The organism is Sporolactobacillus sp. PKPK-6 (assembly GCF_056678885.1).
In genome coordinates, this window is the sequence record NZ_JBWXPA010000002.1 from 54,729 (window position 1) to 76,693 (window position 21,965).

At 40.5% G+C, this 21,965-nt stretch carries 20 protein-coding genes; 8 read left to right on the forward strand and 12 right to left on the reverse strand.

Going from position 1 to position 21,965, the window contains the following annotated elements; genetic code table 11:
- Window positions 1–172: 172 nt before the first annotated feature.
- The gene (yidA, locus tag AC1MBV_RS11115; protein ID WP_255749377.1) at window positions 173–982 is read left to right on the forward strand and encodes a sugar-phosphatase; all 810 of its coding nucleotides are present in this window, start codon (window positions 173–175) and stop codon (window positions 980–982) included.
- A 149-nt stretch (window positions 983–1,131) separates the two neighbouring features.
- Here the strand turns inward: yidA and AC1MBV_RS11120 are convergent, their stop codons facing one another.
- Window positions 1,132–2,358 (reverse strand): MFS transporter, encoded by a 1,227-nt coding sequence (locus AC1MBV_RS11120; RefSeq protein WP_480948307.1) that lies wholly within the window; start codon window positions 2,356–2,358, stop codon window positions 1,132–1,134.
- Window positions 2,359–2,454: 96 nt separating this feature from the next.
- Here AC1MBV_RS11120 and AC1MBV_RS11125 point away from each other — a divergent pair, with 96 nt between their 5' ends.
- On the forward strand, window positions 2,455–2,817 hold the full coding sequence (locus AC1MBV_RS11125; RefSeq protein WP_370646163.1) for a winged helix-turn-helix transcriptional regulator: 363 nt from the start codon (window positions 2,455–2,457) through the stop codon (window positions 2,815–2,817).
- Window positions 2,818–2,886: 69 nt separating this feature from the next.
- On the opposite strand, the gene AC1MBV_RS11130 is transcribed toward AC1MBV_RS11125, so the two are convergent.
- From AC1MBV_RS11130 to AC1MBV_RS11140, 3 genes are all read right to left on the reverse strand, one after another.
- Window positions 2,887–3,294, reverse strand: coding sequence for a DUF4064 domain-containing protein (locus AC1MBV_RS11130; protein WP_255749383.1), 408 nt, complete (start codon window positions 3,292–3,294; stop codon window positions 2,887–2,889).
- Window positions 3,295–3,328: 34 nt separating this feature from the next.
- A complete protein-coding gene (locus AC1MBV_RS11135) occupies window positions 3,329–3,853 on the reverse strand; it encodes a YcxB family protein (RefSeq protein ID WP_480948308.1) in 525 nt (174 codons plus the stop codon).
- Window positions 3,854–4,029: 176 nt separating this feature from the next.
- Window positions 4,030–5,478: a glycoside hydrolase family 68 protein gene (locus AC1MBV_RS11140; protein ID WP_480948309.1), complete on the reverse strand. Its 1,449-nt coding sequence runs from the start codon at window positions 5,476–5,478 to the stop codon at window positions 4,030–4,032.
- A gap of 445 nt (window positions 5,479–5,923) precedes the next feature.
- Between AC1MBV_RS11140 and AC1MBV_RS11145 the strand changes: the two genes are divergently transcribed.
- The gene (locus AC1MBV_RS11145) at window positions 5,924–6,796 is read left to right on the forward strand and encodes a helix-turn-helix domain-containing protein (RefSeq protein ID WP_480948310.1); all 873 of its coding nucleotides are present in this window, start codon (window positions 5,924–5,926) and stop codon (window positions 6,794–6,796) included.
- A gap of 423 nt (window positions 6,797–7,219) precedes the next feature.
- On the opposite strand, the gene AC1MBV_RS11150 is transcribed toward AC1MBV_RS11145, so the two are convergent.
- The 5 genes from AC1MBV_RS11150 to AC1MBV_RS11170 form a co-directional block, all read right to left on the reverse strand.
- A complete protein-coding gene (locus AC1MBV_RS11150; RefSeq protein WP_480948311.1) occupies window positions 7,220–8,848 on the reverse strand; it encodes a M20/M25/M40 family metallo-hydrolase in 1,629 nt (542 codons plus the stop codon).
- Window positions 8,849–8,963: 115 nt separating this feature from the next.
- A complete protein-coding gene (locus tag AC1MBV_RS11155) occupies window positions 8,964–9,959 on the reverse strand; it encodes an NAD-dependent epimerase/dehydratase family protein (RefSeq protein WP_480948312.1) in 996 nt (331 codons plus the stop codon).
- 60 nt (window positions 9,960–10,019) lie between these two features.
- Window positions 10,020–11,333 carry an MFS transporter gene (locus AC1MBV_RS11160; protein ID WP_480948313.1) on the reverse strand — a complete coding sequence of 438 codons (1,314 nt, stop codon included), beginning with the start codon at window positions 11,331–11,333 and terminating at the stop codon, window positions 10,020–10,022.
- A complete protein-coding gene (locus AC1MBV_RS11165; RefSeq protein ID WP_480948314.1) occupies window positions 11,323–11,847 on the reverse strand; it encodes a PadR family transcriptional regulator in 525 nt (174 codons plus the stop codon). The genes AC1MBV_RS11160 and AC1MBV_RS11165 overlap by 11 nt, the downstream gene beginning before the upstream one ends.
- Before the next feature lie 152 nt (window positions 11,848–11,999).
- Window positions 12,000–12,551 (reverse strand): cysteine hydrolase family protein, encoded by a 552-nt coding sequence (locus AC1MBV_RS11170; protein WP_480948315.1) that lies wholly within the window; start codon window positions 12,549–12,551, stop codon window positions 12,000–12,002.
- A 73-nt stretch (window positions 12,552–12,624) separates the two neighbouring features.
- On the opposite strand from AC1MBV_RS11170, the gene AC1MBV_RS11175 reads away from it, so the two are divergent.
- Complete coding sequence (locus AC1MBV_RS11175) at window positions 12,625–13,059, forward strand: Lrp/AsnC family transcriptional regulator (protein ID WP_480948316.1); 435 nt, start codon at window positions 12,625–12,627, stop codon at window positions 13,057–13,059.
- Between the two features lie 72 nt (window positions 13,060–13,131).
- On the opposite strand, the gene AC1MBV_RS11180 is transcribed toward AC1MBV_RS11175, so the two are convergent.
- Both AC1MBV_RS11180 and AC1MBV_RS11185 read right to left on the reverse strand, forming a co-directional pair.
- On the reverse strand, window positions 13,132–14,112 hold the full coding sequence (locus AC1MBV_RS11180) for a beta-ketoacyl-ACP synthase 3 (RefSeq protein WP_480948317.1): 981 nt from the start codon (window positions 14,110–14,112) through the stop codon (window positions 13,132–13,134).
- A gap of 122 nt (window positions 14,113–14,234) precedes the next feature.
- Window positions 14,235–14,720, reverse strand: a complete 486-nt coding sequence (locus tag AC1MBV_RS11185) for a Dps family protein (RefSeq protein ID WP_255749406.1) — start codon at window positions 14,718–14,720, stop codon at window positions 14,235–14,237.
- Window positions 14,721–14,992: 272 nt separating this feature from the next.
- On the opposite strand from AC1MBV_RS11185, the gene AC1MBV_RS11190 reads away from it, so the two are divergent.
- The 4 genes from AC1MBV_RS11190 (at window position 14,993) to AC1MBV_RS11205 (ending at window position 21,465) form a co-directional block, all read left to right on the forward strand.
- On the forward strand, window positions 14,993–16,351 hold the full coding sequence (locus tag AC1MBV_RS11190) for an IS4 family transposase (RefSeq protein WP_255749780.1): 1,359 nt from the start codon (window positions 14,993–14,995) through the stop codon (window positions 16,349–16,351).
- A 99-nt stretch (window positions 16,352–16,450) separates the two neighbouring features.
- The gene (locus AC1MBV_RS11195; RefSeq protein WP_480948318.1) at window positions 16,451–17,449 is read left to right on the forward strand and encodes an acrylyl-CoA reductase family protein; all 999 of its coding nucleotides are present in this window, start codon (window positions 16,451–16,453) and stop codon (window positions 17,447–17,449) included.
- 342 nt (window positions 17,450–17,791) lie between these two features.
- Window positions 17,792–18,241 carry a MarR family winged helix-turn-helix transcriptional regulator gene (locus AC1MBV_RS11200; protein WP_255749409.1) on the forward strand — a complete coding sequence of 150 codons (450 nt, stop codon included), beginning with the start codon at window positions 17,792–17,794 and terminating at the stop codon, window positions 18,239–18,241.
- Window positions 18,238–21,465: an MMPL family transporter gene (locus tag AC1MBV_RS11205; protein ID WP_480948319.1), complete on the forward strand. Its 3,228-nt coding sequence runs from the start codon at window positions 18,238–18,240 to the stop codon at window positions 21,463–21,465. The genes AC1MBV_RS11200 and AC1MBV_RS11205 overlap by 4 nt, the downstream gene beginning before the upstream one ends.
- Before the next feature lie 50 nt (window positions 21,466–21,515).
- Here the strand turns inward: AC1MBV_RS11205 and AC1MBV_RS11210 are convergent, their stop codons facing one another.
- The gene (locus AC1MBV_RS11210) at window positions 21,516–21,941 is read right to left on the reverse strand and encodes a GNAT family N-acetyltransferase (RefSeq protein ID WP_480948320.1); all 426 of its coding nucleotides are present in this window, start codon (window positions 21,939–21,941) and stop codon (window positions 21,516–21,518) included.
- Between the last annotated feature and the right edge of the window lie 24 nt (window positions 21,942–21,965).

Consider the following 21,965-nt stretch of genomic DNA (forward strand, 5'->3'; position numbering starts at 1 on the left):
TATAACCGAATTTACAACAACGTTTAGGAACCTGCACCCACTTTAATTCCAAATTAATGCTGAATAAACGCTGTTCTCCATCAGAAAAAAATTATTGCCTGATTCATAAAACATTCTTTTCGTGCAACATTCGCTGTATACTAAAAAAAGACCAAGTAACGGAGGGAAAACTGTGATAAAACTAATTGCCATTGACATGGACGGAACACTGCTGAATGAAAATAAGCAAATATCGATGCGAACGCAAAAAGTGTTAAAAACGGCTAAAGATCAAGGAGTTAAGGTGGTTTTATGCACGGGTCGCCCACTCCTTGGGATCAAAGAATTTTTAAATCTTCTCGGCTTGACTGATCAGGGAGACTACGCAATTACGTATAATGGCGGACTTGTGCAGCATGCGGATACAGGGGATGTGATCTCGGAAAAAGTATTGACTCGTGACCAGCTTCTTTCGATTTATGAGCTCAGTCAATCACTCAAGGTACCGATGAATTTTATCGATTTGCATCGTGTTTACTGTCCCCCTTATCCTGAGGGAATGCCTTCATTATACAGTCAAATTATGAAGGCGCTTCCTTTTGAACAAACCAATATGGAGCAAATTCCAGAATCATTTAAGGCGAACAAAGCGATTTTCTGTATCAGCCAGAATCTACTAGATCCCGCTATAGAAAAAATACCGAAGCGCTATTTTGAAAATTTTACCATGATGAAATCAAGACCCTTTTTACTTGAGATTCTAAATAAAGAGGTAGACAAGGGTAAAGGACTGCAAGCACTTGGAAACTTCCTTGACATTGCTCCTGAAGAAATGATGACGCTGGGTGATGAAGCGAACGATCTGGCCATGATTAAATATGCCGGACTCGGCGTTGCAATGGGAAATGCTATTGAGCAATTAAAAAATGAAGCGCAGTTTGTGACAAAAACAAACCGAGAAGACGGCGTCGCGTACGCCATTGAAAAATTTGTTCTTAATTAAAACCTATTCTAAATGATTCGGTTACGGTGGTTTACCTTTTGAGAACCTCTTTTTTCATCATTTATTTGCGCCAACAAGTAGGTCACGTAATAAAAAACGTTCGCCAGAAACGGGGAACGTTTTTTATATGACATCGTTTACTGATTATATTACTCTGAACATGCAACTCGCTCACTGTATAGTCGCTCCAATTTGTAACTCCAAATGCTGAGGAAGGCAGCCGAGAGAACCATCAATGCCCCAATCCAAGTTGTGTTGATGAGTCCAATATGTTCGACAACGAGACCGCCGATGAACGATCCTAATGCCACGCCGCCATTAAATGCCGCAATATTCACTGCTGATGCAACCGCTACGCCTTCCGGAACAAAGCGCTCGGCAAGCAGAACCGCGTAAAGCTGCAATCCTGGCACATTCATAAATGCGAATAATCCCATAAATACTACTGTTAATAATCCAATCCATTTGTTAGAGGCTGTAAAATACAACAAGAAAATTGAAGCTGTTTGAAATAAAAACATATAAATTAGAGCTTTCATCGGATTAGCATTTGATACCTTTCCCCCGACTGTATTCCCAACCGCAATCGCTATTCCGTAAATAAACAAAATAAGGGCAACTGCACTCGGTGAATATCCAGAGATTTTCTCCAACAAAGGCGATAAATAAGTAAATACGACAAATGTACCGCCATATCCAAGAGCCGTGATTACGAATACGAGAAGCAATGGACCAGTTTTAATTAACTTGAATTGATCTGTAAACTTTATCTTAGTCGACTTTTTAAGATTTGATGGAATAAGAATGCTGTTCGCAATCAATGCGATCAGCCCAATAGCAACGATAATTACAAATGCTGCCCGCCAGCCAAGGATCTGCCCTATAAACGTGCCGATCGGAACCCCGGTTACAGTCGCAAGCGTGACACCTGTAAACATAATCGCAATTGCACTCGCTCTTTTGTTCGGTGCAACGATATCTGCTGCTATTGTCGAACCGATCGACATAAAAACTCCATGTGAAAATGAAGAAAGAATTCTGGCTGCAAGAAGTACAAAGATCGATGTTGCTCCTGCTGCAAGTGAGTTTGCAATGAGAAACACGATCATGATCAGCATCAGCAATTGCTTTTTTGGTATTTTTATGGTTAGAGAAGTCAGTACCGGAGCGCCTACTGTAACCCCCAGTGCGTAGAGCGTTACAGTCAAACCTGCAAGCGAATAGGACACATGAAATTCATTCATAATGAGTGGGAGAAGCCCCACGCTGATAAATTCAGTCGTTCCAATTGCGAACGCGCTAATCGCTAATGAGATTAGTGAAAACAAACTACCTTTTGAAGACATAAGAGATCTCCTTCCAAAAATAATGTTCATTACTGAGTGCATATGCTATTATGGAAGGTGCATCCCATTTCGACAAGTACGCACTTTTTTGTATGGTAGGTACTTTTTAGTAACAAATGGAGGTTTATAATGACGAAAAAATATAACATATCCGTTGAAGCGACACTTGAAGTGATTGGTGGGAAATGGAAACCGGTGATCCTTTGTCATTTGATCCACGGGAAGAAAAGAACCGGTGAACTGAAACGATTAATACCAAATATTACTCAAAAGATGCTCACGCAACAACTGCGTGAACTGGAACATGATGGCATTATAAATCGAATTGTCTATAATCAAGTGCCCCCAAAAGTCGAATATGAGTTAAGCGAATATGGAGATTCACTGAGAGAGATTCTTAGTTCACTCTGTAAATGGGGCGAACACCACATTGAAAAAACATACGGAACCACAAAGGATTATCTAGAAGACAGCGTACTTAACCGGTAATACAAAAGCCGTCCGAGAAATTGCCCCGGACGGCTTTTGTAATAGACTCATATGGCTTAGATCGAAAAATTAATAAGAATCAATAGGCTGCTTAGACTTTCTTACAAGTGCCATAACACCTGCAATAATCAACAAGATGCCCGGAATCAGCAATTCCGGAAGACTAAGCACGCCTGCTATAAGAATGAGTACACCAGCAGTTTTCGCCATTTTTAGCTTTAATAATAAAAATAATCCAATGGCCGTCAACAAAAAGATAATGATTGTAAACACCAAAATCATATTACCGAAGATTTGTGCAAAATGCACAATTTCATTAATCTGTTGCGGCGTTAAATTTTGCTCTTCACTTGCCGCTTTCAACTGCATCTGAAATGCCGAATAGTCTGCTGTAAGCAGGCGTATTCCGATTAGTAAAAATAAAAGGTTGATGCATCCGCCAATAATCGTTAAAGCAATTTCACCAGTTCTTCTCAAAATAGACCCTCCTCGAAGTCGTCGTTAATCCCGTTTATTCTTTTAAAACAGAATTAGGAACAATTTTTTCAAAAAGTTTATCTAGTTCACGTTCTCCAATCACTTTTTTCGGCAAAATGATCGCTGCCATTGGATTGATATAAAAGAAAAGATAGTCTGACGTTTCCGTGATCTTGACAATACCTGCCCATGAAGTCCTGTATTCTCGATCCGAACCTGCACCTTCGAGAAGACCTTCTTCTGTCAATTCAAGCCGCTCATCAAGGGGCAATTGATCCCCCATTTTTTCATCAATCACTTTTGAAAGGTTGCGTCGAACGCTTCGGAAAAAGAACTTAGGGGTAATGAAGAACCACACAATAGCGAGAATACAGAAGAAGATAAATAATCCCGGCATAAAATCACCGCCTACCATGGGAACGATCAATGGAAAGAGAACAAAAATAAGTGAACAAAGACGTGCTGTCCATAACGATCGGCTCATTGCCTGTGAATGTTCGTAAGCATTCAGATTAAAAGCAATGTAGTCATCCTTTGTCAATTGATAATGTAAATCCAAATGACCGCACCTCTTCAATATGGAAAATTGAACCTTATTAAAATAATACACTATTTCCACTAGACGTTCACTAAGTTTGTCATCAAGATACGGCAAGTTTTCACAAAAAAAGATTCTGCAGAAGGTTTATCTGCAAAATCTTTTTTTATTTCATATTGAATTGATCATTCACATTTTTAACGATGATTTTCAATCGTTAACTGTCCCTGTTCAAGGGTACTTTTTGGAACAACCGAGGTTTGAGAACCATTAATGCTGAGCAGGAAGCTTGGCGCAAATGTTGATTGATGATCCGCAAAGAATCCTCTATTGGTCATATAGCTCGTAATTACTACTTTATTTCCCTGTTTCTGAGGTACCGCAAAATGTGAATATGTGAAGGTCAGATCTTGCGGATCAAGATCCGTATGAAGAACGAGTCCGCTATTGTTGAGCGGTTTATAAGGACCGGTCAATGAATTCGAAACATAACCAAGCATAAAGATGTCTTTATCACCGATTCCGTTTATGGTCATTTTTGAACCGCGTGAATCCGTAAACAGGTACCATTTGCCATTCATTTTGAAAACATTTGCCCGTTCAATTTCGTCTGTAACTGTGTTTGACGTGATCAGAGGCTTCATCACTTTCTTTAAGGTAAAATCATTATTCAATTCGATAATACCGAGTGCACCGTTTGCCAGTGTAGCTAGTTGTTTTTTGGAGCCGTTCAGTAGGCTTTCTTTTTCAAATTTATAAAATGCATAGCTCCCACCGTAGTATGCCGGATTATACAATTGATCGTCACCTTGATATCCGGTATCAGTTCCTGTATTTGCTTCAAACACGAGATACTTCCGTCCGTTGTCTTCAACATAGTGAGGATCGCGCAGCGTATGATTGTCGCCGGATGCGAACAAGCCTTCATCATGGAACTGCTGTACGTTCTGATAAATGGTTCCATCGCCGCCATCAAAGATCGATTTATGATCTTGAACGCCATCTACTTTAAGAGTATCCCTACCCTCTTGACTTACATTAATTTGCGCGGTTGTGAGCACCTGGTTGCTATCACCAGTTCCTCCTAATTCCGGTGTTCCCGAATAATCCGTATAGAAGAGCCGTACTTTCCCATCACGTGTCAGTGTCGCGGATCCTGACCATTCTTGAGTCTGGTGACTTAAGTAGGGATCACTTGGCACAAATTTGTCACTGTCTTTGAATACACGACCAGCACTTTTCCAGCTGTCAATCGAGTTATCACCGATTTTTTGGTAGAACAAATAGATTGATGTGTCGTCTCCATTTTTCGGATCTCCTGCAAGTCCGAAAACGATATGATAGCCATGATAATTTGCCGTTGTTCCATCAGCATTTTGCAACGGCCAGCTGTCCCACACGTCGAGGCCTTGTACTGTGTCTAAATTTTTTATTGTTGAGGCATCAAAGGTCGGAACCTCGAAACGGCTGCTTCCTTGCTGCTTCGAAACCTTCAACATGTCATAACGTGTAATGTGTGAGATACCGTAGTCTTTGTTATCGTGATTTGCATGTTTTGCATAGGTAGATGTTGTGCCCATCCCCAGAAAGAGTGCCGCAGCGGCAACTGCAACCGTCGCTTTTTTTAAGGTTGCTTGAATAGTCATTTGTCATTCTCCTTTTTATCTTAATTTTCTGTCTTCATTGGTGTTGCATTTGCCCATCATTTGATAAAAAGGTCCCATACATTGCTATTTTTTATCTTTTTATACAAATAATGTAAATTTAATGTTAAAAAATGAGCTGAGAATCTGCTCGAGCCACATTCGCCCAACTATTGATTCTCAACTACCACAAGGCCTTTTCTCCATAAGTATGTAGCCCATGTTGTATTGAAGATAGACCATTGAGATACTGCAAAGCAGTCAAAATACGTATGCTATCGTTAAGGGGAGCATCAACAATAGCAGAAATCACAGACTTGGCTTAACAGCCCAAATAATATCAGGACTAAACATGGCTGGCACCTCCTTCGATGAATTTATAGTAGCATGATTCGACATAAGTATATTAAAATGTATAATATACTCACATAAATAGGAGGATGTTCTCATGACTTATCAATTGGGCGAAGTGTTAAAGAAAGTTCGACAATCAAAACGCTATACACAGAAATATATTGCTGGGAATGAAATGTCCAGAGCTACTTATGCAAAAATTGAGGCTTGCAATATGCAACCAACAGTTGGGAAGTTCATGCATATTTTAAAAAGGCTTGATATTACATATGAAGAGTTAACTTATATCCAGCACTCATACCAATTAAATGGAAAAGATGAAATTCTCCATGATTTTTTTCAATTATCTTTTAGTACAGAAACTCATAAAATACAGTCACTAAGTAGTAAATGTGAGCAATATTTGCAAAACAATTCAGATAATGTAATTGAAGATATCCATTCTGTATGTAAAGCACTTATTTCTATACATTTTGATAAAAGTTTTGATTCCGCTTTGCCATATGCTAAGAAAATATGGGACCGCCTTTCAAAGCTTGATAATTGGTATTCTATCGAGTTAAAGCTTATAAATAATATTTTCTTCTTTTTTCCGTTAGAAACTGCTATTTCAATTGCTACCAAAGCGTTACAAGAGATTAATCGTTTTTCGTATATTATTAGAAATACTGATTTAAAATCGTCATATTTATTAAATATAACTATTCTATTTATAAAAAATAAAAAATATCTAAAAGCTCTCAATTATGCCGATAAAACAATTGAAGAGTGTAAATTAATTAGGAGGTATGAAGGATTAGCGGTTGCTTATGGACGAAAAGGTATGGCTATGATCAATATGAATGATGAAAAAGAAGGATTGGATTATATAGATAAAGGCTTATCAATATGTAAAGTACTCGAATTGAACGCATTAAAAGATGCTATTACCCAAGAAGTTCATGAACTAACTAATATTAATTTGTAGCAGTAATCTGCCTTTTCTCTCTATTTTTCTCTCCTGAGATCGATATCCACTCACTACATCTTTTCCCCTTCTTTAGATAATAATATTTACATTATATTCAAATTTATTATTTTTATTTTTTCCTTCCTCCATTTATTATTCCTATACAAACTTTCATGAATCACGAATTTAAATCGTTCATGCAAAAATATTGTCCCATTCAAATGTAAAATTGTGTCCCTCCTACCAAAACACATCATGTTGCGCTGCACATTATATGTATGTATGATGTGCTTAAGTTAATGGTTCAGTATCTATAAGAATGCAATTATCATCTTAAAAAGTTCGGAAAAAGAGAATTTCATTTCTTTCCGCTCTGCTTTTGCTTTGAAAATAAGGTTACAATTCATTTTTAATTTAATTGCAGACGTTGGATCAAAGCGATTATTCGTTCACTGATAGGAGCTGGTGAACACTGAGTGTTAACAGATCCTTTAGTGGCCCAAATGCAAAGTCCGCATCAAGGCGCTCGGTCCATTGATGCGCGTCGCGCCCGATCGGACCGAGATTCAAGACGGGTACAGATAGCTGCTCCATCGCTTCAAAAGGAATAGAATAACCGCGATTCCAGATCGGCATATTGTGAATCAGTTGATTCATTGATGACTGTTTGGCAGGCATACCGATATAACTTAGATCCGAAATTCCGCTAAAATAATGTTGTTCCTTTAACTCGACTTGATAATCTGTATAGGCGCGATACTGAATTTTTTCAATGGTCTCTTGAATCAGCCGGCGATGATGCGATTGGACTGCCGGATAAAAAGGAGGCGCATAGAACAGTACAATCATTGGTGCCAGCGCTTTGCAGCGGATGGCCAGTTGATCTACAATCTGAATGGAAATTTCCCGATCATCTTTATCACCGCGTTCGGCAACCAAAGCATCAATAAGCGTATCAACGTGTTTGTCTCCCAATGACAGTCGTGCTTCATGAATTAATTCTTCAAATGTGAGCACACGCACCTTCCGTTCTGCTGCGGTGGAGCCGGTAAAATGTGCATACTGCTCTGCTTCCTTTTGATACAGCGCTTCGATTTTTCTCGCCGCTCGGTTTGCTTTTTTGAGCAACATTTCGGTTATATCTTCAATCGATCGCTCCAATAAAAACAGATTGAACAGGGTTACAGACCGATGTGGAATTTGAACAGAATAAGAATCCTTCAGTCCTTTTTGGATTAAATTCGTAGGTGGTGGAGCAGCTTTGCCTTCATCTTCATCACACAATTCAGTGCTTAATTCGATCTCCTCTGTTATCAGCGAGGCCATCAAATTGCCGTTTAAACCGGAAAAAGGCTCGCCAACATGCGTTTCTTTTCCATAGCACAAAAAACCGGGCATAACCTTGCCTATTGATCCGGTATAGATATAATTATTGTGATCTCCAGGATAGAGTGAAAACATTGGTTCGGAATTGAGAGCTGTGCAGTAGTCCAGTTTATGCTGCTTTTGTAAGTGTAGTAAATGAGGTACTGCTGCACGCATGCCGACGGAATTCACTTCCTCGTCTGGCACAGAAATAAGTAAGAGGTTACCGTCAAACACGCCCTCGCATGCTGACTCGATCAAAGACATATGAAGTGCAAGTCCGCTCTTCATGTCCATCGCTCCTCTGCCGAACAGCCAATTGCCAGAACCCAGATCATTGCGAACCTCATTTGGAAGATCATCCTTCTTCGCATAAAAAAGATCGGTCAATTTATTAATATCAAAAGCAAATTTTTTCCATTGTCCGTAATCCTGCACATCGACGACATCAAAATGGCTGAACAGTATAACCGTTTTAGCAGTAGGCTTCGGTGCACGAACAAGGGCAGATATAAATGATCGTCCATCATCTGTAGGTATTTCATTTAAGCATTCAGGATGTGTTTGAAAATAATCCAGCTCAGATAGCTTATGTAAAACCAGCTTAGGAAACTTCTTTTCGGCTTGTGAGCCGGAAACACTCGGAACATGAACCAGGTCACTCAATAGTTCAGTTAATGCTTCTTTCGTCTGCCACTTACTCACCAGAACACCGCCCTAATGCTTAAAATGAGATCAGAATTAATATTTATTATACAATGAATTGCAACTTTGCAAAAACTATTTATTTCATTGATTCATTGAATACAATCATCTTAAACTACTCATTCTTATCGCAATGTAGTATCAAAAGTTCCTTTTCACGATTCGCGTCCATTCCCACTTTCCATTCATGATTTGTTGGACGTGTCTTAAGCCATTCAGCAGTATCTCGAATAGTTTCCTGAATCGGTCGAAATGTAAGTCCTGCCTTGATTGCTTTCCTATTATCTACAGCTAGGAATCCATCCATATTCGCTTCTTTTGGGATCCAAAGCGGCACCTCCGACCAATACGCAACGCCTTGATTCAACAAAAATTTCTCGGAAATCCATTGAATACGTGCTGCCGGATTTAAAGTGTCTCTGCATGCTTCAAGGAACTGCTTCATGGTGAGTGGGAAGCTCGGGCCGGTCGCATGATACACACCGGTTTGTTTTTTCTCCACAAGATCAAGAACAAATGAAGCTAAATCTCGCACATCAATCCATTGAACCTGCGCCTGCGGATTTCCAGGTGCAAGCACGTCGCCACCTTTTTTCATACGCCAAGGCCAATAGGAGAAACGGTCGGTCGGATCATATGGACCTACGATTAACCCTGGCCGAACAATAAGTGAATGACCTGGAAACTTCTCTTGAACTGCCGATTCACAAAGTGCTTTGAGAGGACCATAGTTTCCATCGCCAATATCCTCGACACGTTCATCCCTCAGCTTTCCTGTGTCTGTTTCCTCGTTTAGATTCCGCTCGCTGAAGTCTTCATAAACAGAAATACTTGATATGAATGTATAGTGATCCGTAAATTGAGCAAGCAAATGTGCTGACTTGCGGACAACTCTTGGGACATAGCCTGATGTATCAATCACCGCGTCCCATCTTCTGCCTTTCAAAACCTCCAAGTCACCATCGCGATCACCATGTAACTGTTCTACCTCATTCAGAATATCAGGACGATTGCCTCGATTGAATAACGTAACACAATGACCTCTTCTAAGCGCGAGTTCGGCAAGATGCCTTCCTAAGAAAACTGTTCCGCCTAAAATTAATAGATTCATATACTTCTCGCCCCCTTCTCTTTTTTATTATTAAATAAAACGAATTTTAACAGCATTTCGTTACGAATCATTCATCGCATCTTGATATATTTTTAATTTACCTTTAATTCCGGTATCAAGAAGAGCATACAAAATAGCTGCTAAGATGCCGAAAAGGCTGACAATCAATACAATCACTGTCGCGGGAAGACGGTTGACCAATGTAATCATCAAACTTGCTGAAATCATCCCGAAAGAACCACTCAAACCAGCAATCCCGGTATATAATCCTCTTTGATCATCAGGTGCCAGTTCTGCAAGAAAATTCTGCCCAACCGGAACATATAATAGTTCGCCTATCGTCGTAATCAGCATCGCTAGAAAGAAAAGTAATGGTGCTGTACCGATCATCATATAGACATAGCCTGAAGCAAACAGCAGAGCTCCTGTAATGATTGCGACTCGCTGACTGATCTTTCTGACTAAAAAAGTGACTATGAACGTAAAACAAATAACTAAAAATGTATTTTCAGATTGAAGCATGCCAAGCAGATTCATTCCATTAAGATAGAAGTTGCCAAACAGTTGTTGACGAGGTATCGCTTCAGTCATATGAATCGCTATATAGTTCGTCATTTGACACGAAATAGTCGCCAAACTAAAAGCAGCAAGAAAATACATGACAAATAATCGATCTTTAATTAATCCGAAAAGGCTTTGCATAATACCAACCTTTTCTATTGCCGGACCTTCATTGTCCTCTCTATCCTTTGACTTCCGAACAGGTTCAAAATCATCGGTGATTAATAAAAGCGTCGACAAAAAAGCGATAACATCAGATAGTGCAACGAGCAGAAAGAGAACAAAATAATACTTTTGAAAGAAAAAACCGCCAATTAATGAACCTGAAGCTAATGCAAGATTGACCAGCCAATACTGAAACTGGTACATATATTTTCTATATTCAGGCTGACTCGAATCAATGAGAAGTGCAGAAACTGCAGGCGATAACATGCCGAAAAAAAGCATACTGATTACGTAAAGAAGGAAGGTCAGATAAACATTATTCCACCACGGTGAATTGCAAAAAGCGATTAACGTGTACGTTACAATTGTCGTACCCTCGGCGATTAACATGATCTTTCGTCTTCCGATACGATCAGCAAGCATTCCTCCAGTAATACCGCCAATGATTCCAGCAAGAATCACGCCGGCAAACATGATTCCTGTTAAGGATGTACCCACTCTCTGAGAGAAATAGATTGGTAAATAAGGCACAACCATGGTAAACGATGCATTCATCAGAAAATCAACGCAAAAGCGAATGCGAACATTTTTTCCAAAATGATTAAATAAATTATTCAATCGTCCCATTAGATTTAATTTATTTGACATGCGTGTTGTCTTCTTTCAAATAACGTTCAACAACATTCATCTGTGCTTTGTACATTTCCGCACCAAATGCATACGCTATTTTTTGTGTATCACTCATGTTGTTTTTCCACTTCGCATTCGTTTGGTCAAGCCTGTCGGCAAGCACTGCGATGTGCTGTTTTTCTTCCTTTAACCATCCCTTCAATTCATCTTCAGAAACATGTCTTCCAAAATAGAGACGAACCAAGAAATCGGATTGAAACACATCCGTTTGAACTTCCGACCGCAAGTAATTCTGGAATTCCATTTCTCCTTCTTGGGTAATGTAGAACACATGCTTATTGGGCTTCCCTTCTTGAGTGACAATTTCTTTTCTCACCTTTCCCTCAATCTCAAGTTTCTTCAAGGTAGGGTAAATCATCCCATATCCTCCGGAGAAAAAATGTGAAAAAACTGTTTGAAACATCTCATTGATGTCATAGCCTGTTCGCGGCATGTCCAGCAGCAGTCCAAGAATAACATCTCTGCCCTTCATAGTTATCACCTTCATATTCTTATTGTTAATATTGATTTAATTACCATAATTATATAGTTGTTTAGGCGAAAGGCAAGATGCATCTTGTAAAAATGGCTGGAAATCCTATTATCGAATTTCCAGCCATATCAAAGATTTTTGTACGATTCACTTCATTGTTCCTGTAGATAGTCACTCGTCGTTCTCACCTTAGCAAAGCTTTGCAAAGCGGCGAGAAATGAAGTTTGTACTTGATTTGCTTGTATGGTGTCATCTTCTATGACCAAATCTTTTGTTGCACAGGCATCACCAAGCAGCGTACAGTGATAACTAAATTCAGCCGCTTGCCGTGTTGTTGAATCCACACACATATGGGTCATCATGCCGCAGATTACTAACGAATCGATTTGATTACTTTTTAGTACCTCCTGCAAACGCGTCTGAAGAAAACCATTTGGAAAATTTTTCTGTACAATAAATTCATTTCCTTGATTTTTGGGAGTGAGTGCAGAATGTATCGCTGCCCCAAATGTATTTTCAAGAAAAAAAGTGGCGTTCGCAATTTTTGCGACATGCTGAATAAATACAATGGTTTTTCCTGTCTTACGAAAACGGTTGAGTACTCGCTCAATCTGATTGAGCGCAACCTCGGGTTTTTCAAGCTGCATCTTTCCCCCAGCAAAATAATCATTCTGGACATCAATAATAAGTAAAGCTTCAGTCATGATTGTCACCCTCCAAAAGATCTGATATGGTGATTGTACATGAATGGAAGTAGTGTTTTACAGTAGCGGATGAATGAAATCACTCTTCCATTTTTTCAATGTGAAAGGAAATCAACGATGGACGAACTCGACCCGATTATTAACTAAAAACAGCCGGCTAACTTGGAAACAACTTGGTGAGAACATTCATATGATGGGACAAGCAACAGGTCAGCGCGTTCAGAAATTAATCGACCAAGGAATCATTCGCCGTTTTACTATTGACCAGCACTATGATTCCATTCAGTTTATAACCATTTATATGTCTTCGTCCGATTACAGAGGATTCGAACAGATGATCGCTGAAAATCCGAGTTGCATTGAGGCCCATAATATTTCCGGTGACGGATGTTATCTGTTGAAAGTCTGCTTTCCGGATGTGAAAAATCTTGATGAGTTCTGCACGCAGCTTTTGCGGTTTGGCAGGTATAAGGTGAACAGTTCAATATGGCAGCTTGATTGCCACTAACCGTATAGAAAAATGGATCAGGAAGAAAACAAAGATGTTTTCTTCCTGATCCATAATTTTTAGAACATCTTTTTAGATGCTCCATTCAATAATTTGACCGCAGTGGCAAAGTCCCCCGCCAAATCCGTATAAAAGTAAACGATCATTTTTCTTAATTTTTCCTGTCTTGACGGCTTCTGATATCGCCAGAGCAATCGAAGCCGATGAAGTGTTGCCGTAATACTCTAAGCTGTAAAGAACTTTATCCATCGGAATCGCTAATCGTTCAAATATGGCTTCAATTAATCGCAAGTTTGCGCTATGCGGAATGAACCAATCAATATCCGAAATTTGTAATCCGCTGTTTTCCAGCAGTGCCGGGATTCCGGCGGTTACTGTCTTAACTGCCCATTTGAACACTTCACGGCCGTTCTGAATCATTTTTCCTGTATCAATGAGCTTTTCTCCATCCATAGTTGACGATAATCCTGTACGATAAAGGGCTTTACCAAGACTTCCGTCAGCACCCATATAAGAGCCGAGAAAATTGCCTCTTTCATCCGTATGTTCAACAAGCGCGGCACCTGCTCCATCACCAAGAAGAATGCATGTGGTTCGATCCGTATAATCCGTTACCTTTGACATTGTTTCAGCAGCAACCACGAGCACTTTCTTATTCAATCCGCTTGTAACAAGACCGTTCGCAACGTGCAGTGCATATTCAAAACCCGAACAAGCGGAACTTAAATCAATCACACCTGCATGTTTGAGTTGAAAGGCTGCTTGAACTCTCGCGGAGACACTTGGAAATCCATAATCCGGTGTGGTGGTCGAAATAATGACCAAATCCACATCAGTAAGGTCACTTTCATAACGGTAAACGAGATTACGTACCGCTCCGCAGGCCAAATCACTGGAAAATTCTTCAGGACCTGCAATTCGACGTTCTTTCATCCCAGTCCGTCGAACGATCCATTCATCCGATGTATCGACAAGTTGTTCTAAATCGTGATTCGTCATTCGGCGTTCCGGAACATATGCCCCAATGGCCGTTATTGTCGCTTTTGATTCCAATCGATATCCGTCCTCCTTATTTCTAGCCTTTATATTATATCAGATATTAGTACTAGGTGCTAATATTTAAATAAAAAAATGAAAACCGAAATAATTCGGTTTTCATCTTTGAATAATTATTCTCATTTAGGGTTGTTCTGAGGTACCGGGTCTTTACCCAGGAACGAAGAATAAAACCAAATGTCTTTGTCAATTTTATTTTTTACAGCAATCAGCATATCATTGGTTACGGCATCGCCTTCTTGATCTGATAAGACAATGCCTTCTGCCAATTCGTCACGCAACTGTACCAGATCATCAATAGCGACCTGTACCATTTCGTTCTCATTCAATGGATTCGTGTATGGTTTTTCTTTAATCGTCGCATGCTCTAAGAATTCCTGAAGTGTCGAATAGGGTTGACCATCGATTTGAATCAGTCGTTCTGCCACTTCATCAAGAATCGCAGTTACTTGATCATATAATTCTTCAAATTTAATATGCAATGTGAAGAAACTTGGACCTTTCACGTACCAATGTAGTTGATGAATCTTTGTGTAGAACAAACCGAAATTTGCTACCTGCTGATTTAGAAAAGTTTTGGTTGTTGTGCCTTGCGCAACTGCCATAACAATCTCTCCTTTATTTATATTAATTATTTAACTATAATTATTATAATATAATTCATTACTACTGTCTAGTCTTAAAAATTCCGCAAAATGCATTGATTTTTTCAGTGTTCATTTTAACCGTTTACATTTACAATACTAAAACTTGAAACATCAAAAATGGGCTTCACAGCTTATCCTGTAAAGGATTAGCACAAAAATAAAAGCAAGAACACCGATAACTCGGTATAATTGAAGTGTCGAATCCCAATTAACCGAGGAGTGTTCATGCCATGAAAAGTATATCACGAAATGACCATCCATCTCTTGGAATTTCTTCTTCAGTCCAGGAATTTTTTACACGATTTCGTTTGAGTCAACTTGCGAGAGCCTCAAACGCCACAAAGGCAAAGGGGGTCCCCTTCCGGGTACTGTTCTGTTATCTCATTAGCACGGTCTTTTCAAACAAGTCAGCGTATCGCGATTATTTGAAGCATCAAAATCAGCTGAACTTCTCGGATAAGACCTTTCGCAACCTGCTCAACAACGGCAAGATTAACTGGCAAAAGTTTCTGATTCTGCTCTGTTGCCGGATCATTCAGTTCATTAAACCCTTGACGGATTCGGCACGGAAGCCTGTGTTCATTGTGGATGATTCCATGTATGAACGCGCCCATGCGAAACGCGTGGAGCTGGCGGCGTTTCAATTCGACCACGCCAACCATCGGCATGTGCGCGGCTTTCGGTTTCTTCAACTAGGCTGGAGTGACGGCAACACTTTTTTGCCGGTCACCTTTTCCTTGCTTTCGGGTCAGAATCAGGTATGCGGTACAAAAGCTGATGCTCGCACCCATTCTGGAAAGCGGAAGCTTCAGGCCCAGCGTAAAGCGCCTGATGTGGTTCGAGAACTGCTTTCTTCTGCCCTGAGGCATGGCGTCCGAGCATCCTATGTTTTGTTTGATTCTTGGTTCTCTAGTCCTAAAATGTTTCAGCAGCTGCGTCAACTTGGCCTTCATACCGTCGCTATGGTGAAACGGTCGAAAAAGGTTTATTACCGGTTCAATGGTCAAATGATGGACGTGAAAGCGATCTTCAACGCTCAGAAAAAACGTCGTGGACGCTCACGCTACCTACTTTCTACCGTTGTAGAAGCGGTTGTTGAGGGAGAGGTCTTACCCCTGAAACTCGTATACGTCCGCAACCGTCGTAAACGCAAAGAGTATCTGGTCTTAGCGTCAACCGATATCCAACTTTCTGAAGATGAAATCATCCAGCTTTATGGAAAACGCTGGTCCATTGAAGTGTACTTCAAGATGTGCAAGCACTATCTTCGACTCGCTAAATACCAGGGTTTGTCTTATGACGGGATTTTTGCGCACACCGCCCTGGTCGCTATCAGTTATTCCCTTCTTGCGGTTCAGCACCGTGAACAGGTGGACGATCGCACTTTGGGTGAGTTGTTTTATTTGATGGTCGATGAGCTTTCGGATGTGACCTTCGTCGAAACGCTTCAGCAGTTGATCGACTTATTTCAAGAAGTTTTCAAAGACGAGTATGTTCTTTCTGAGCAAGCAGTCCATCACATCATCGAAAATTTTCTAGAGAAGCTACCTACCAGCTACCAGAAACAGCTGACAAAAGCGGCGGCCTGACCTAAATTATTCATAGTAATCATAGAGCAGGCAAGGGATGGGTGCGCTTTTTTAACTTTCAAGTTTTAGTACAATAGATAAAGGTAAGGAGGAATTGCTGTGGAATCAATACTTCGAGCTTTAGTGGTCAATAAAAACAAAGAACATTTTTCAGTCGCAATGAAAAACATTACTATGGATCAACTGCCTAAGGACGATGTGGTTGTTAAAGTGCATTACTCCAGTATAAATTATAAGGATGCGCTTGCGTGCATGCCTGACGGAAAGATCGTGAACACATACCCTTTTATTCCAGGCATTGATTTGGCTGGTGTCGTTGTAACATCTGCAGATGATCGATTCAAGCAAGGAGACCAAGTCATTGCAACCGGCTATGGTATCGGCGTCAATCATTACGGCGGTTTTTGCGAGTACGCATCAATTCCTGGTGACTGGATCGTACCACTGCCCGATGAGCTTACCTTTAAAGAAGCAATGATTTATGGAACCGCCGGATTTACGGCCGCACTCGCCATAAACAAGCTTGAACAAAATGGTATGACACCAGAAAAGGGACCCGTGCTTGTTACCGGAGCAACCGGTGGTGTCGGAACAACAGCTGTAGCCATGCTTTCTAAGCTAGGTTACGATGTTACTGCAAGTACAGGTAAATCCTCGCAAACAGAGTATCTGAAACAACTAGGCGCAACTGCCGTCAAACCACGAAGTGCTATTTACGATGGAAAGATTAAAGCATTAGATAAAACACAATTTGCTGCTGCCATTGACCCTGTGGGAGGAGCGCAGCTCGCCTCACTTATCAGTAAAATTGCTTATGGTGGTACCGTCGCTGTCTGCGGATTAACCGGAGGCAGTAAGATTCCGACCACAGTTTTCCCGTTTATCCTTCGTGGAATTAATCTACTAGGCATTGACTCAGTGTATTGTCCGATGCCACTGAGAAAAACAATCTGGAAACGAATGGCAAGCGAATTAAAAGACAGTCAAAAGCTTTCTATGATAAAAAAAGAAATAGCGTTTCAAGCACTGCCGGATATTCTGCCAAAATTACTGGAAGGAAGTACTGTCGGAAGAATCATTGTGAACATAAATGAATAAGAAGAACGAAAAGCAGTGAGCCATTAAAAAATGGATTCGCTGCTTTTTCATCAATATAGTCGCTTTCGATACCTCAGCCGATTTGTTATTGATCAGTTGTCGTAGTAATGCATTTTTAAAATAAAGGATCTGCGCTCCTGATCATTTTAATCCTTTACTCCCTCCTTTTTGATTCTTCATTTATTAGACGGACGAGAAGTGATTTTAGACGAATAAAAAAATATATTTATTAGTTGAATGTGATTATAGAAAAATTATCAATTTTAGTTGACTGTATAAACCAAATGTTGTTATTATAAAAAATGGTTAACACAGTTATCTATTTAAGGAGGAAGTGCTCAATTGGAATTAGATTCGGTTAAATCCTTGATTAGTGCTTATGAAGATGTCTCTATTTATACATCAAATATCGTTCACGAAGCTGTTGAAGATCTCATTAAAGCCCATGGCATCACATTTGAACAGCTTTGCTTGCTCCGGATGCTAGAGAAGAAGCCGGGACTCAGCCCGATTCAAATTGCGAATCTGCTCGATATAAATAAAAGCGGCGTTAGTATTCGCGTCAGTCGGTTAGTGGATAAAGGTTATATTGAAAAGCGGATGATTGATAATCGCAGCTTCGGATTGTACAACACAAACACAGGAAAGGCTATTTTTCTTGAAGGAGAACGTAAGATTCATGAGCTTGTAGGTAAATGGATCGAAGAAGTCGGCGAACAGGACAGCAAGGAATTTGTTCGTATCTATTTGAAGATCAACGAAATCATTATGAGACAGAAGGCGGACAAATGAAAAAAATGATCACATTGCGGTGGGTACTGCTTGGTATTTGGGTACTTGGCCTTGCAGTCCTTATGTTTACGGCTCCGAATTTTAATGCGCTTGTTCGTGATAAAGGCGGTTACTCATTGCCCGATAATTATTCGACACAGCAAGCCAGTAAACTAGAGAAAAAATTCAGCGAAAATAAAGATACAACCGCTTATATCGCTGCTTTCCATTCCAACAAGGGCTTTTCTCGAAAAGACTTAAATGCGATTGAAAAGACGTTAAACCGTGTTAAAGACAACAAAAAGGATCTCAAAATTGAGAGCGTCATCGATGTCTTTGATCATAAAGATTTAAAAGATCAGCTGGTTTCAAAAAACAATAAAACGTTAATGGCTGCCTTTCAAGTACAGAACGTAAATCCGACAGCCGTTCACTCACTTCGAAATAAAATCGATGCTGAAATTAAAACAGACGGTGTCAAAACCTACTTAACAGGTCAAGAATTGATTAATGATGACATGAATTCAGCAGCTGAGGCAGGCGTAAAGAGAACAGAGGGTCTTACACTCATCTTCATCCTCGTTGTTCTTTTCCTTGTCTTTCGTTCTGTTGTCGCACCGTTTGTGCCACTCATTACCGTTGGCATCAGCTATATCGTTGCACAATTTGTGGTTTCATTTCTTGTAAACTATTTCAATTTCCCAATTTCAAACTTTACGCAAACATTTATGATCGCTGTCCTGTTCGGTATCGGAACCGATTACTGTATTCTCCTTTTAAGCCGATTTAGAGAGGAACTTGCAAAGGGAAATGATAAATATCAGGCGACACTGGCAACGTTTCGAACGGCCGGGCTGACTGTACTGAAAAGCGGAATTCCCGTTTTTATCGCCTTTCTCTCACTTGCATTCGTTGAATTTAACCTCTACCGAAGCGCGATTGCTGTCGGGGTTGGTGTCATCTTCCTGTTGCTTGCCCTCTTTACGCTGCTCCCTCTTTTCATGACCACACTAGGAAAACACCTTTTCTGGCCGATGAGTGGAAAAATAAAGGAACCAAAAAGCGATCTTTGGGCAGCTGCCGGCAAGCTTGCTTTTGCACGCCCGATCGTTGCCCTGCTAATCGTTGCTTTATTTACGATACCGCCGATCATTACTTATAGTGGGCAGCTTTCCTTTAATTCACCTGAAGAATTGCCAAATTCCTATGGAGCAAAAGCAGGCTTTAATGTCATTTCCAAAGATTTCGGTGCCGGTAATATGTCTCCGGCTACAATCTATTTGCAAAATGATGACAACATGCGCTCATCGGATTATGTTGCGCTGATTGAACGCATCTCCCTGGCAATAAAAAAAGATCCGAATGTTGATAAAGTGATGAGCGTTTCACGTCCGCTCGGAAAACGACTGAATGACATCTATGTAACCAAACAATCGGATACCGTTCATAAGGGGCTGAAAAGTGCCTCCGGCGGATTAGGAACCTTGCAAAACAGTCTGCAAACAGCAAGTAAGAAAATTGATAAGTCTCAGCCACAATTGAATTCTGCAATAACCGGCATCGACAAACTGCAAACCGGAACATCCGCTACAAAAGACGGAGTTCAGAAAATACAAACCGTACTGGCGCAGATCTCGGATGGAATTAAGTCCGGTTCAGCCGGAACAGCGGAAATCAGAAAAAATGTTCAAGATGCTCAGAAACAGCTGAAACAGCTCCAAACCGGTCAAGAACAAATTCAGAATGGCTATCAACAGGTGGCTGACAACTTGCAAAAAGTCTCAGACCAACTTGGCCAATTCTCATCATCAGGATCCGGCAGCCAGCCAGCAATCGACACAAGCGATTTGGAAAAGACACTTGGTCAGATTCAAATAAATTTGCAGGCGTACATCAAATCCCATCCGGAAGCGATGCAGGATCCGAATTTTGTTCAATTAGCAACCGGATTAAAGCAGTTACCGACCGTTATGGAAAATCTTCAGAACAATATCCAAACTGAGATTACCAATCAAACGAAAACAGCTAAAGCGCAAATCACTCAGCTGAACAGCAGCATTCAAAAATTAGCGGATGCAATGAATCAACTAAACAGTCAGTCCGCAAAGGTGACGCAGGGAATCAGCAGCTTTCAATCCGGCCTCACCCAACTGGATGACGGTCTAGGCAAATTGGAAAACGGATTGAATCAGGCAAGCAGCGGTCAAGACCAAGTCATCCAGAACACACCGCAGCTGACCAATGCGCTCACACAAATTGCTTCCGGTCAAAATCAGTTAAAGAACGGCTTCAGTGATGTGCAAGATCAAATGCAGACACTGTCCGGCGGACTTGCAAAAGGCGCGGACGGTGCAAAAAAGATTAAGAACGGTGTCAATTCAGCGAATGATTTTATTGGCAACTGGACCAAGGTTTCCTATGAACAGTCAGGGATCTATGTGCCGGATCAAATCTTCACAAATAAGAGTTTTAAAGATGCCCTTGATCAATATATGAGTAAAGATGGCAAAATCGCAAGCATTCAAGTGACTTTGAAAGATGATCCTTACTCAAATAAAGGGATTGCTCATTTTCAAGAATTCAAAAAGGAACTTCCGTCTATTTTGAAAGGAACGAAGCTCGAAAATGCACATGTGGGGATCAGCGGCATCTCTAGTTTTAATAGTGACTTAAAGCAGCTCTCAAGTTCAGATTATCAAAAAGCCGTTACCTTTGTCATCATTGGTGTGTTCATCGCACTCGTCATTGTCTTGCGGTCATTGACTATGCCGATTTATTTAATGGCATCTCTCCTTTTGACCTACTTCTCGGCAATGGGTTTTTCGGAATTAATTTTCTCAAAACTGTTCCATTTCTCCGGACTAACGTGGACAACGCAATTTTTCGGATTTATTGTACTCGTCGCACTTGGCATTGATTACTCAATCTTTGTCATGGAGCGATTCAACGAGTATGCAAATCGGGCAATACGAGAACGTATGCTGCTGACGCTGTGGCATATGGGCAGCGTAATCTTCTCAGCTGTGCTCATTCTGAGCGGAACCTTCGCAGCAATGATGCCTTCCGGAATGCTCTCGCTTGTTGAAATTGCCAGCGTCGTCATTATTGGCTTGATCCTTTATGCAGTGGTGATTATCCCATTCTTTGTTCCGGTGATGGTCAAATTGTTCGGCCGTGGCAATTGGTGGCCTTTTATACCTAATAAAACAAAGTTGATTGATTCAAACGATTCACATTCAATATAAATAAAAAAATAAGGCCTCATACAGTGATCATAAACTGTACGAGGCTTTTTTTAGTAATTGAGCATTTTTTGCAATATGTACTGGCATTCGCCTTTACCTGGATAATCCCCTATTCTTCCAATCACTTGAAAACCAAGTTTTTGATAAAACAGCGGTGCCTGATAGCTCATGGTCTCCAGCAGAACCATATCGCAATGGTGCTCGCGTGCCTCCTGCTCGATTCGTTCAATCAGCTTTGTCCCGACTCCTTTTATCCGATACACTTCACTCACTGCCAGCAGGCTGACGTGAAGTGCGTTCCAATGAAATTCAGCCGCCGCTCCGCCTATCACTTGTCCCTGATCATCATACATTGCATAACTAATTTTTCGGAGCTTCCTGTCTGCGAAGGCAGGCCGTTTCTCTTCCGTAGTCACTTGCAATTCATGATCGACCCAATCCTTGATTTCATCATAATCGGCTTTCTTAATTTCCACTCAAAATTCCTCCAGCATTAAATA